The organism is Fulvivirga lutimaris, assembly GCF_009711525.1.
Taxonomy (GTDB): domain Bacteria; phylum Bacteroidota; class Bacteroidia; order Cytophagales; family Cyclobacteriaceae; genus Fulvivirga; species Fulvivirga lutimaris.
In genome coordinates this window covers 3866-16855 of record NZ_SMLV01000341.1, presented here as the reverse complement: position 1 = coordinate 16855, position 12990 = coordinate 3866, and the positions used below count along the sequence as shown (strand labels likewise).

Genomic DNA, 12990 nt, shown 5'->3' with positions numbered 1-12990 from the left:
TTTTCCATGATTGTATTTTTTAATAATTATTCAGTTTTTTTATTCCATCTTCTTTAGATTCCGGCTCAAGGCCGGAAAGACAAATTGAAGAAGGTTTTCTGTCATTGCGGACTTGATCCGCAATCCATTTTATCAATTATCATAATAACTGATATTCAATTTTTATTACGCTTCAACTAGCTCTGGAGCAGCTGGAAAGTCTACAGGTATTTGAGTTGCTCCATACAAGAAATTGGTAATCGTTTTATCACCAATCATAATGATAATATCAATCAGGTTTTCTTTGATATACCCCGCTGCATATAGATTTTCTACAGCTTCAGCACTTGGCTTACTTCTATTGATAGTGATGTTTCTTACAAACTGTGCCAGTGCATCAAGCTTGCTGTCAAAAGTAGCTCTGCCTGTTCTGATCTCTAGAATTTGATCTTCACTGAAGCCGTTCATCTTACCTATAGCAGTGTGCGCTGCCAAACAATAAGGACATTCATTAACCTGAGAAACTACCAGATTAATCAACTCCTTTTCTTTTGCCTTTAAGGAAGTTCTTCTGTTTTGTAAGGTAAGGTAATCGCCAAGTGCGCTCTCACTGTGAGCTAAAGAAGCGTATAGGTTAGGAACAAAGCCTACACCTTTTTCAAGCTGATCGAATATTACTTTATTGTTTTCGCTTACTTCTTCTCTGGTTGGAACATTAAATTGAGTTGCCATAATAACTTGTACTTTAAATTTTAAAAATTGATTTCTGTTTTTGTTAACAGTACAATTTTACGGCAGCTGCAGCCTCTGGTGATGGGCAGTATTTCCCTATTGACTGGCGATTATTCCTAATGTTTGTTTATGCGGCCAATAAACGGGTAGATTTCTTAAAATCGTTGGGCGTATGACCGGTAATTTTCTTGAAAAGCTTATGAAAAGAACCCGCATCATGGAACCCCAGATCATGGGCAATCTCTTTGACAGTTTTGTCAGTATAGAGGAGTTGGCGCTTGCCTTCCAGTGCAATGCGCTCATGGATAATCTGCAAAGGAGTTTTATGGTTGTATTTTGCGAATAGGTTTGAAAGTGTCTTTGGAGATTTAAAAAGCATTTCTGCATATTCATTCACCTGATGTTTGGTCTTGAAATGGATGTCGACCAGTACATTGTATTTCCTTACAATATCAACTTGCGAATCGTCAAGACGCTGTCCAATCTTCTGTTCTTTGGTAAGGCGAGTGGTTTTTATAATTAAACGTTTGAGCATCATCATTAGCATTTCGCCCTGTATGCTGTCTCTGGTTTTAAACTCTTCTATAAACACCTGATATAGCGCTTCGAATTTACCTATCTCATTACCTTCCAATGTGACTTTTGGGATATCAAAGGCGCCAAAGAAAATAACACCATTACATGACACTTCCTGATCATGATCTATGATACAATAGAATTCTCTATTGAAGGAGAAGCTTGTTAAAGGAGGTTCACCCTTTTTAAAACTCAGCTTTTGTAAATAAGTACTTGTTGTAAGCTGGTTGGGAAACAACACTTGTTCAACATTATCTATGCTTAGATGAATTGGTACGTCATTTCTGTTCCAATGGATATTGATAAGGTTATCGTACCCTTTAAACTCATCTCTTTCGGTGGCATAGTCAGTGCTTAGCGCAAAAAAGGAACCCAGTTCTTTACCTTTAAAAGTGTAAACCATTTGCTGTTGATTTTTTCAATCAACAAAAGTTTACTCCAAAAGGGTCAGTCGTAAATGTCTGATAGAAGACTTTATGTCTTTTAATTTCCGTCAGTTGTAATTGTTTCTTCTTCCTGGTTTATGAAGTCAGACTTTTTGCGCTTCCAACGTTTGTGTGTCCAAAGCCAGTAGGCAGGGTCCGCTTTGATATCGTCTTCTAGCATTTTAGTATGCATTTCAGTGATTTTTCCATGAGGTAACTCCCTTGGATTTTCACAAACAACCTGAGCTTCAATCTCATAAACTCCGCGCTTAACCTTTTGTATCACTGCATAGATAACAGGCAAGTCATTGTCTTTGGCAAATTTTTCAGAGCCAAACTGAACACCAGTTTCCTGATTCAAAAACTCCATCCAATGAGGCCTTTGGTGCCTTTTAGGGCATTGATCAGTACCAAAAATGACGGTTTTGCGTAGGTCTTTTTGAGTAGTAAATATCTCTTTCACCTCTGGGTACCGCTTCATCCACAATCCATATTTAGACCTACTGCTCGTTATTTTCTCATTCATAAAAGCATTGGTCAGAGGAGTGAAAAGCGCTATCGGTTGAAAACTTATAGGTTCATCGATGGCAACGGCAAATATTTCCCAATTATTATAATGACCACCTACCAGTACCACATCTTTACCCTGATCAGCGAATTTGTTCATCACTTCAGGATTTTTGAAAGAGATACACTTATTGACTTCTTCTTTTGTAATGCTAAAGGCCTTAATAGACTCTACAATCAGATCACAAAAATGACGATAAAATTTAGTTTCAATGGCCTTGATTTCGGCTTTACTTTTTTCTGGGAATGAGTTCACCAGATTGGTTCTTACAACCTTTTGACGATAGCTAAGAACCTTATATAGCACTACGTACATAACATCCGAAAGAAAATAGAGGATGAAATAGGGTAGCCTGCTTAAAGGGAGTAGTACTAAATAATATACGAGCCGCACAATGTTAAAATTTTGACCCGCAAGTTAACCGTTTTTTCGCAATCGATTAAGCCTTGGTACCAACTATGGCGATTTTGATAATAACAAAAACCAATGGTACCATATTTATCACTAATAGTCCATTCATCCCTAGATGGTTTTTACTCTTGTGACGTTAGAATATATTAGTATCAAATTTATAATTATGAAAAAGGCATTACTACTTGGTTTCATCTGTTTAAGTGCAGCTACTATTTCATTTGCGCAAACAAAATATGAAAACGACTTACTAAAGTCTGACTTCCATAAGGAACGCAGGACAACACTTCGCTCCATGATGCCTGATAATTCAGTAGCCGTATTCTTTTCAAATCCTATAAGAAACAGGGCCAATGATACTGACTTTATGTACCATCAGGATCCTGAATTTTATTACCTAACAGGTCATAAGGAACCACATGCATTGCTGTTGGTATTTAAAGATGAACTACAATTTGGAACTAATAAGACCAATGAAATAATATTTGTACGTCAGCATAATGCGCTTAAAGAATTGTATGATGGGGCTAGGCTGGGTAAAGAAGGAGCAAAGGATAAGCTGGACATAAAAGTAGCGTTCGAGGGACCATCATTTAAAGACTTTAATCTTGATTTTTCGCAGTTTGATAAGGTGATGTTTTATCAGTTTAAAGATGATGTAAGAGATCATAATGAAGAAGGCGACCTGTTTGAGCTGATCAGTCAGTTTAAACAAAAGGTTGGTTATAATTCTAAAGACCTATCTATTGAGCCGGAGAAGAGCAAAATCGACTTGGTAGAGCTCAACACTATAATGACAAAAATGCGCGGTATTAAGCAGCCCGAAGAGTTGGATTTGCTAAGGAAGGCCGTTGATATTTCAACATTGGCACAAAGTGAAGTGATGAAAGCCATGAAGCCGGGCTTGTCGGAAATGGAAATTCAAGGACTGCATGAATACATTTTTAGAAAATACAGAGCAGAGTATGAAGGGTATAATAGTATAGTAGGAGCGGGGCACAATGGCTGTGTGTTGCATTACATCGATAATTACAAAGCAGAAATTGAAGATGGGGAATTGATCCTTATGGACCTAGGTGCTGAGTACCACGGTTATACAGCAGATGTAACTAGAACTATTCCAGTAAATGGAAAATTCTCTCCGGAGCAAAAACTTATCTATGACCTTGTTTATGAAGCCCAGGAAGCTGCTATGAAAGCGTGTAAGCCAGGTGTTAAATTTTCTGCACTTTATGATGCCACTAAAGAAGTGGTAAATAATGGTTTAGTTGAGCTAGGTATTTATAAATCTATTGCAGATGCAGACATAATCAATCCAGAAACAGGAAGAAACAGGTATTACCCTCACGGTTGCTGCCACCATATTGGGTTAGATGTGCATGATAAGGGTGAGTATGATGTACTGAAGGAGAATATGGTGATCACTATTGAGCCAGGGATTTACATACCTGAAAACAGTCCTGCTGATCAGAAATGGTGGAATATACCGGTAAGAATTGAGGATGATTACTTAATAACCAAAGATGGTTGTGAGTTGCTCTCTGATAGGGCACCAAGAAGCAGTGAAGAGATAGAAGCTTTGATGGCACAGCCCAGCCCGTTTGATAGAATTGTGCTGCCAGAGTTGGAGCAAGGCCACTAGTTATTTTTTGTAAAGCGCGTTAAATTCATCTCCAAGGGTGATGATATTATTTTCGTAGTTCTTAATATCGCTTAACATAAGACTGATCCTGCGTTTACTTTTCTGGTCAGTATTGTAAAGATCTTCATATAGTTGATCAACAATTTGGTCGCTGGCAAGTTGAAATACTTTGAGTTGACTATCCAATTCAGCAAGCTTTAAAAGTAACTCTACATCTACCAAAGATTGGTTGTTGATCAGCAGATACGTAGCTCCATAATTGGCAAGGTTTGGTGTGGACAAACCATTTACTTTTTGAATTAAGTCAAAGACAGTGTATTCTTCATTTTTAGCATAGTGGTTTAGGGTGTCAATGGTCCTTTTCTGTTTTTCTAACAGGTCTGTTATACTTTTTTTATTTGCCTCATTTTCTTCAAAGACAGTGTTTAGCAACTGCTCCTGAAAAGAGCTTTCTTTCCAAACTTGCTGCGCATTGTTGAGTACGAGTGCTAAAAAAACACCAACGGCAACTGGCAAAAGATCATAGCCGAATTTTTTAATAGTCGATAAATTGAATTTCATAGCCGCTAAAAATAATAAAATAGAGCTGGACAGCGTCACCTTAGTTATCCTTTTTTTAATTCAGATTACTTTAAATCTTTTCCCTTATGATTTTGATAATGATTGTAGATGAAAAAAGGCCATGTTAACATGGCCTTTAATAAATGTGCAGAATATCGCTTAAAAGAACTTTTTCAACATATTAAGCACTCTTTCGCCATTCTCTTCTTTGCCATTCAATATACTTTCAAAGACGTTTTTGTCTTCAGTGGTGATATCTGTTTTATAATCTACCTTTCCTGCAGGGAGTTTTTTTGAACCCATGTGCCAGCTCGGAAAGGATTTTTCCTTAACGGGACTAAGAGATATCATCATGGGGTTGGTATGGCGATCATCTTTTTTGATCTTGTCATATAATTCCATGATTACCTTTGACTCACCTTCTACCAGCTGAATAAACTTTTTATCGGAATAAAGAAGTATGCCTGTGATGTTTAAAGGAGGGTTATTCTTCTTGCAAGACGCAAGTATTTTCTCAATCTCCTCCTCCGTGCAATGTTGTTTTCTGTTACTTACGTATACAAGTTGTGATAGCATATTTTGTTTAAAGTTTAAGTTCAATGTTTAAACAATGAACTTAATATTGTGTTCAAAACTATTTCAACTTTTACGGTTTTAATTTGCCCCCTTTATTAAAGGATTAAGCCTCTACTTCTTGCTCCAATTTCTCTTTTAGATTGACTAATTCCTTTTTCTTATTCACATAAAAGTTGTGCTCCCATCTGGAGGCATATAGTGTTAGGAGGAACAGTAAGCTTATACCAATTATTGAAGCTAAGGATGCATCTTTATCAAAAATGAGGCTTAGCATTGTTAAGGCTGCGATGCCCAAAAAGTACACTTGAGAAGTTCTGGACAAGGTGACAGCATAAGCGGCATTGGACAAGGCGTGTTCAATATCTCCAAGTAGGGTGTGCTCAAACTTATTTTCACTCTTCTTTCTTTGAGTCCTTTTATAAAGCAAATAGAATGGCACCAGTAGCATGACCGGAATCATTACATATATAAAAGTCTCATGCTCTTTGCCTTTAAAAAGCACTGCCCATAACAACATACTACCGGCAAGTAGGTTAGCGCCAATCAATATCATTTCCATCCAATTGGCCTTTTTGGCAGCCGCCCTTTTTTTGGACTGAACCCTGCGGTGCAACGCCTCTTCGTTGATAACATAAAGCGGCTCATTGTTCTGCTTGTCCCAAACCTTTTGTAACTCTTCAAACTCCATGGTGATCATATTTTTTAGATTTTTCAGTCAATAATTTTTTAATGCGATGGATTTTCACCCCAATGTTGGACTCAGAAATACCCACCACATCGGCCATTTCTTTATAGCTTAATCCATCTAGCAATAGGAGGGTAATGGAACGGTCAACTTCATCAAACTTGCTGATCTCATAATACAACCAGTCCAGGCGCTCGTCTCTTTCAGTGTTAGAAGCCTTGAGCAGGTACTCATAATCTTCTACAGGATTATGACCGTGGGTGTGCTTCTTCTCCCGGGTTGACCAGCGCATGGCAGTGTTTAGTGCAATACGATACAACCAGGTACTTTCAGCACTTTCACTTCTGAAGTTGGGGATGGAACGGTACACCTGAATGGCGATCTCCTGAAAAAGGTCATCCTGATCGGCCGGGGTGTGGGCATATACCCGCACTACCTTAAACAGGAGCGCCCTGTAGTTTTTTATCCACTGATCGAAAGTCTGATGTTGTTTGTTTTCTGTCATTACCTCATTTGCTTACCACAGTAGTGACAAGAAGGTAAGGATTTATTACAAGGTGGAAAAATTTAATTTTTAGCAGTCAAGGTTATGGGCTAAAGTCTGATGTAGCCATATCGCTGTCAGTCTTAATCTAAAGTTTATAAGATATGCGAATTTTATGGTTATTCAGTATTTGCGGGTGTTAAGTACATATTTTCTGTTATAATTTCTAGTTGCTTGCCAGATACATTTGCACCATTAGAATAGTATCCATATAAGCATGTGCAAAAATCAATATCCAAAGCCTTTTTTTAAATTTAATATAACATATACCAAGAGCTAAACCCATGAAACCAGTTTGAACAATTCCCATTGGTCCCCACTCATAGTGAACAAGTCCAAAAACTATTGAACTAAGAATTATAGCTAAGGTTGTTTTATATTTCGGACTTAGTCCAAGTTCTGAGATTCTGTTTATAAGAAAAGCTCGATAAATGACCTCCTCTCCGAAAGATGATACAATATATACACCTACCAAAGTCAAAAGGAGCATCACTAAATTATCTTTCATATAATCATATCCACTCATATTGGCACTTTCCGGAATGCCAGTAATATTGGCCATAACAATAGAACCTATAATAAAGCCAATCAATGCTAATACAAAAACAAGTAGAGAAAGTAGAAATATTTTGAGAGCATACCTCCAAGAGAACGAACTAAATCCCAGACCTAAATCTTTCCAGCTTTGCCCACGAAGTTTAAGACCTGCACATACAATAATTAACATAAAAATATTAGCGATCCAGACAATGGCTTGTTTAAGAATTGGATTGCCCACAACCAGGGATTTAGTTGAGCAGATAATGGAAAATGCTACTAAAAAAACTAGTAATATTTCACCAATTTTAAAGAACCGATTAGTGTGCAATTGTTTCCCAATTTGAGTGTTTATTGCTTTCTCATAATTTTCACCCATTCTTTTTTTTCTTCAATTTGATCATAACATCCGAATATGAACCATTGTACATATCCTGACTACTTTTTTAGTGGCACATATCCAAAAACTATTGCGGATATAAACCACTCTAACTTAAATGTAACTAAAATTGAAATAATTGATCGTGTCCGGGGAGGAACGTCACTTCGAAGGAGCAAAGACTGAGAAGTCTCCTTGTAGCTAGAAGGGGGTCTCTTCTTTAAGCGGATTCGATGCTACGTCTAATTGAGACAAGTAAAGTTTTAATACCATGATAAAAGTTTAATTTATCTTTCGAATAAATATTACTTAACCTCAATTTCGAATTTAAAAGAATCGGCTCCATTAGTAACTAAAATATTATAAGCGCCTTCCTTTAAAGCCATTTTATTGTCATCGGTCTTGTTGGTTCTCTCAATTATATCAACTGGCACGGCATCATTGATATCTTCACCTTGTTTATAAGCTAAAATCATCACTGGATACTCAATTTCAATATCGTTTAATTGAATTGAAACGTTCTTATTGCCATTTTCGAATAGCCAGACAGGTCGATTGTCAATGTATTCTGAGGTTGGGTGAAGAACCATCAAATCAGTCCATCCCTCACCTCGGGTGTATTTCAATGGAGCATTATTCTTGTCTAACAATACTACAGACTCCTTCATGTCAAGCGCCTGGAGCAAATTGGGGTTGAATTCAGGTTTGCTTTTTTCACTATACACCACTTGATTAATTGTTAAAGGATCGACTCCTGTGTATTCTGATAATCTACCTGCCATTGCCTTACCCCATGATCTATGATTGCCTTCTAATACATGGTCAAAGCCACAGTGGATTAGAAACTTTTCATTTGGATGAGCGAGAATTTCCTTTTCTATGTTTTTAGCCTGCTCAATTTCTCTTGGATTATCATGATTTATATTTTCATAAGCAAAGACATTGTATCCTATTTCTAAGGCATCTCTAACCATTGCTCCAAATTGCGGATCTTTTATATAATGGCCGGTTTCGAGCGTTGGATATTTTCTGGTATTAAGTGCTGAGTCTAAATACTCACCATTTCCCAGGGCCTCAAGACCTAAATTGGTGTAACCTTGGCTGTACAATTTCTGGAGAAGAGATTTTGTGAAGACTCTATGGTAAGAGTTGTGATGAGCTTCATTTATAATAACAATTTGATTGTTTTTTGCTTCCTCTGCGATGTAGTCGATGGCATTCGCTATTCTATATTCACCTTTGATTGAATCTAGCTCACGAGAAGAAAGGTGATGAGCTCTGGTGTGCATTGCCAAATCCCATTGAATTAACGAATTTTTGTAATCACTTTTTGAAGCGTAATCGGAAGCAGATAACTGATATTTCCAGGGTACAGTATCTTGAGCTAATTTTTCTTCAATCATTGAAGAGAATTTATACTTAAGAGGAAACTCAATTTTTTCAACCTTGTTAATTGCAACCTGGCAAAGTGATAAACTTGTAGGTAGTATGATTAATAGGAGTAGTGTACAGGTTTTTTTTAAATACATAGTCTCAGTAGTCATCTCGTAATACAATAATAACTAAAAGATTAGTTTAAACTAACAATTTAGTTTAAAATGTGCATTATTAACTTTTGTAATAAAACCCTGCTTTAAATCACAGCATGTTTATTATTATGAGACCCCTGAACCGATCTGGTGAGGGTATTATGAGTGAGTGAGCAGATCAGTTGCAATATTGAACATATTCCACTGGAATGGTATCCAAGTCGCGAATTTGAATGTCTTTATAAAACACCTCAGCAGCTTCACTTTGCAGTTGTATTTTGCCCTTGGTCAATGGAATTTGCTCACCATCTTTCTTATATCTGGAGTTCTGTAGAATCATCACCACTTCTCCGTTCACCACATGTAAACTTTTGCCTTCAAAGCATATCAATTCCAAAGTATTCCACTCGCCTTGAGGTTTTTCAAAATTAGCACTGCGCATACAATACCCACCTAAAGCCTCATCAGAACCTATAGATAGGAAGGGTTGACTTTTGTCCGCTACAGCACTCATAGTATATTCTGGAGGGTAAGCTCTTATGTCTATAACTGAGGTGGCTTGCGACCAATAATCACCGAAATGCCCTTGCATGATCTGAAATTCCTGCGACATCATCCAGGACGGCCAGTACTCAGCACCGTTCTTACCAATAGAGTGATATAAGATGCCAGAATCTTTGAGCAGTTTTTCTCGTGGAGGATAGATGTCATCACCCCATTTTACTTTAAGTCTAAGGTGGTAATTTTCAAACTCTTGTTTAGTAGAAACACATCCATATATTTCGCCACTAACCCTAAGTACCTGCTGACCATTTTCTTCTATTACAGTAAATACCCCATACTCATCTTTGTTGGCACCAATTGGCTCAATTAGATTTCCTTGTTCATCTTTAGGCTGCTCGCCATTGTACCCTTCTTTATGACGATAGCTCAAATAGTTATCCCATTGGGAAAGGTTTTTATCCAAAAGGTTTGCCCAGTCTTCATTTTGTTTTGTGCAGGAAGAAATAGCCACTAGAAAAATGATTAATACTGAAAGGAGGGAGCTTATTTTTATTTCATTAAAGTACTGAAATACTGAAATAATTGAACACTCTAACCTGACATGTTCCGGCCTATCTGCCAATAGGTAGGCATCTTCATTTTAATGTTTCAGGGGTTCTGCAAGATCACACAAATAAACTAGTACTTATTCCATAGTTTCTTGGCATCACATTATAATTGTACCTCACAACTAGATTATTAAGCGAAATGAACTAATATTATAAGTTATGGAATGGTTGAAGTATAAAATGATGAATTTATTAAGACGCGTATCATATTATGTGTCAGATGGGTTCTTGTCTGAAATTTTTGGAAAAGTTTCTAATCAGATATACTTGATAGCAATTCTCATTTTTGGGCTTGTTATTCGGGGCCGCCAATTCTTAGCCAATCGCTCATTTTGGCTTGATGAGGCCTTTCTTGCTAATAATCTCAAAACTCGTGGATTTCAGCAATTACTTGAACCATTGGATTACAAGCAAGTAGCACCCATTGGATTTTTGTGGGCAGAAAAGTTAATGGCCAATTTGTTTGGGATGAATGAATATGCTTTACGATTGATACCATTTCTAGCTTCTATTGCATCGATTTATCTTCTTTATGATCTGGTGAGGGTATTACTAACAAAGAGGTGGGGCTTGGTAATAGCTTTTGCTTTTATTTTACCCCTAACGCTCACTTACTTTTCTTCAGAACTAAAGCAATATATGACAGACCTTTTTGTTGCTCTGTTGCTGTTCTGGTTTTTCTTCAGATTTGTTTATCGAAATCAGAGCTTTTGGCCGATTATTGGACTAGGTCTCATTGGTGCCATTAGTATATGGTTTTCAAACATTACACCTATAATATTACTCTCTTTAGGATTTGCTCTCTGGGTTCCAACATTAAGTAAATTTAACCTACGTAAAGTTCTTGTAATTGTAACTAGTAACCTCTTCTGGTTGATAAGTTTCTATCCATATTATATGAACTTCATTAAGAATAATCCACATAGAGATGGAATGGTTAGATATTGGAGGAACTCGTTTTTACCTCATCAACCTTCGGAAGCTTATGAATGGCTTAAAACTACTTTTGAAGAGATATTTAGAACTATAACAAATTTTACTGACGTAAAATATCTAGCCCTTTGGCTGTTTCTGTTGGGTGTATTTTCAGTTTTTATCCGTAAATCAAAATGGCATTTTATTTATTTATTTCTTCCTTTTCTTATACATCTGGTATTATCTTATTTCCAGATGTATCCATTTGGTGGAAGACTAGTGCTATACAGTATTCCATTGATTATTTTATTCGAATTTATGGGAATAGAATTTATAGCAAGTTTTTTTAAGCAAAAGAAGGCAGCATCTATCATACTATCAATCTTTTTGCTCTACCCAATATTTTTCGAAACAACTGATTACTTTGCTAATCCTATGATGAGAGAGGATATAAAACCTGTATTGGAATATGTCAAGAACAATAAGCAACCGGATGATATTGTATATATATATTTTGGAGGTCATGCTGCATTTAAATTTTATAAAGAAAAATACTTCACTGATATGGATCATTGTATTGTTGGAGTTCCTGCTAATGTTAATTATGACAAATTCTTAAAACAATTTGATGAGCTTGAAAACAGGATTTGGATTGTATTTTCACACATGTACCCGCCACAAGGAATTGAGTATATTAATGAAAAAATACCGACCTATCAACAATTGGATTATTTTGAAGCTGAAGGAGCAAAAGTGTATTTAGTTGATAAAATGTAAAATTGTTACTGATTGAGGATTAGTGGATTAACTGAATAAAATTACTGATGTATGTTTAGTTCTCGGAATGATTCTCATATGTCGGGATATAGTCGTCTTCAAAATAGGAACTAAATAGAAACAGAGAATATAATAATATGTCGATCATATGACTTTATATTCATTTAATGCGGTGTTTCTAACAGTAAATAAAACTAAAATAATCAATACCCCTTGCCGGATTTGTTCTGGCTTGTCTGCCAATAGACTGGCATGTTAAGGAAACCCCACGAACAGACCGGGGGAGGGTATTTTGAGTGAACGTTCAGATCAGTTATAATATTGAATATATTCAGCTGGCATAGCATCCAGATTACGAATTTGAATGTCCTTATAGTACACCTCAGCAGCTTCGCTTTGCAGTTGTATTTTGCCTTTGGTCATCGGAATTTGCTTGCCATCTTTCTTATATCTGGAGTTCTGTAAAATCATCACTACTTCTCCATTTACAATATGCAAGCTCTTGCCTTCAAAGCATATCAATTCCAAAGTATTCCACTCGCCTTGAGGTTTTTCAAGGTTGGTACTGCGCATACAATACCCACCTAAAGCCTCATCAGAACCTATAGATAGGAAGGGTTGACTTTTGTCCGCTACAGCACTCATAGTATATTCTGGAGGGTAAGCTCTTATGTCTATAACTGAGGTGGCTTGCGACCAATAATCACCGAAATGCCCTTGCATGATCTGAAATTCCTGCGACATCATCCAGGATCGCCAGTACTCAGCACCATTCTCACCAATAGAATGATATAAGATGCCAGAATCTTTAAGCAGCTTTTCTCGTGGAGGATATATGTCATCGCCCCATTTTACTTTAAGTCTAAGGTGGTAATTTTCATATTCTTGCTTAGTAGAAACACAACCATATATTTCGCCACTAACCCTAAGTACCTGCTGACCATTTTCTTCTATTACAGTAAATACCCCATACTCATCTTTGTTGGCACCAATTGGCTCGATTAGGTTGCCTTGTTCATCTTTAGGCTGATCGCCATTATAA

Annotated in this window: 13 protein-coding genes; 2 read left to right on the top strand and 11 right to left on the bottom strand. The window is 36.7% G+C overall.

From position 1 onward, the window contains the following. Positions 1 to 165 precede the first annotated feature (165 nt). The 3 genes from E1140_RS07935 to E1140_RS07925 form a co-directional block, all read right to left on the bottom strand. Positions 166 to 711 (bottom strand): carboxymuconolactone decarboxylase family protein, encoded by a 546-nt coding sequence (locus E1140_RS07935; RefSeq protein WP_155181393.1) that lies wholly within the window; start codon positions 709 to 711, stop codon positions 166 to 168. Between the two features lie 127 nt (positions 712 to 838). Then, a complete protein-coding gene (locus tag E1140_RS07930) occupies positions 839 to 1690 on the bottom strand; it encodes a helix-turn-helix domain-containing protein (RefSeq protein WP_155181390.1) in 852 nt (283 codons plus the stop codon). An 80-nt stretch (positions 1691 to 1770) separates the two neighbouring features. Continuing rightward, on the bottom strand, positions 1771 to 2673 hold the full coding sequence (locus tag E1140_RS07925) for an LpxL/LpxP family acyltransferase (protein ID WP_155181387.1): 903 nt from the start codon (positions 2671 to 2673) through the stop codon (positions 1771 to 1773). 184 nt (positions 2674 to 2857) lie between these two features. On the opposite strand from E1140_RS07925, the gene E1140_RS07920 reads away from it, so the two are divergent. Then, positions 2858 to 4333: an aminopeptidase P N-terminal domain-containing protein gene (locus E1140_RS07920; RefSeq protein WP_155181383.1), complete on the top strand. Its 1476-nt coding sequence runs from the start codon at positions 2858 to 2860 to the stop codon at positions 4331 to 4333. Here E1140_RS07920 and E1140_RS07915 read toward each other — a convergent pair whose 3' ends face one another. The 7 genes from E1140_RS07915 to E1140_RS07885 all read right to left on the bottom strand — a co-directional run bounded on the left by E1140_RS07915 (position 4334) and on the right by E1140_RS07885 (position 10159). Further along, positions 4334 to 4894, bottom strand: a complete 561-nt coding sequence (locus E1140_RS07915; protein ID WP_155181380.1) for a hypothetical protein — start codon at positions 4892 to 4894, stop codon at positions 4334 to 4336. A gap of 159 nt (positions 4895 to 5053) precedes the next feature. Then, the gene (locus E1140_RS07910; RefSeq protein WP_155181377.1) at positions 5054 to 5470 is read right to left on the bottom strand and encodes a BLUF domain-containing protein; all 417 of its coding nucleotides are present in this window, start codon (positions 5468 to 5470) and stop codon (positions 5054 to 5056) included. A gap of 103 nt (positions 5471 to 5573) precedes the next feature. After that, entirely contained in the window at positions 5574 to 6167 is a 594-nt protein-coding gene (locus E1140_RS07905; protein WP_155181374.1) for a hypothetical protein, read from the bottom strand. Then, a complete protein-coding gene (locus E1140_RS07900; protein WP_155181371.1) occupies positions 6148 to 6660 on the bottom strand; it encodes an RNA polymerase sigma factor in 513 nt (170 codons plus the stop codon). The genes E1140_RS07905 and E1140_RS07900 overlap by 20 nt, the downstream gene beginning before the upstream one ends. Before the next feature lie 205 nt (positions 6661 to 6865). Beyond that, positions 6866 to 7615 carry a CPBP family intramembrane glutamic endopeptidase gene (locus E1140_RS07895; protein WP_155181368.1) on the bottom strand — a complete coding sequence of 250 codons (750 nt, stop codon included), beginning with the start codon at positions 7613 to 7615 and terminating at the stop codon, positions 6866 to 6868. A gap of 305 nt (positions 7616 to 7920) precedes the next feature. Beyond that, positions 7921 to 9018, bottom strand: coding sequence for a hypothetical protein (locus tag E1140_RS07890; RefSeq protein ID WP_155181365.1), 1098 nt, complete (start codon positions 9016 to 9018; stop codon positions 7921 to 7923). Positions 9019 to 9322: 304 nt separating this feature from the next. Then, positions 9323 to 10159, bottom strand: coding sequence for a 3-keto-disaccharide hydrolase (locus E1140_RS07885; RefSeq protein WP_343034181.1), 837 nt, complete (start codon positions 10157 to 10159; stop codon positions 9323 to 9325). Between the two features lie 280 nt (positions 10160 to 10439). Between E1140_RS07885 and E1140_RS07880 the strand changes: the two genes are divergently transcribed. Then, positions 10440 to 11948 carry a glycosyltransferase family 39 protein gene (locus E1140_RS07880; protein ID WP_185153478.1) on the top strand — a complete coding sequence of 503 codons (1509 nt, stop codon included), beginning with the start codon at positions 10440 to 10442 and terminating at the stop codon, positions 11946 to 11948. Between the two features lie 309 nt (positions 11949 to 12257). Here the strand turns inward: E1140_RS07880 and E1140_RS07875 are convergent. Beyond that, positions 12258 to 12990, bottom strand: a 733-nt coding sequence (locus E1140_RS07875) for a 3-keto-disaccharide hydrolase (RefSeq protein ID WP_246202737.1), incomplete at its 5' end; no start/stop codon positions are given.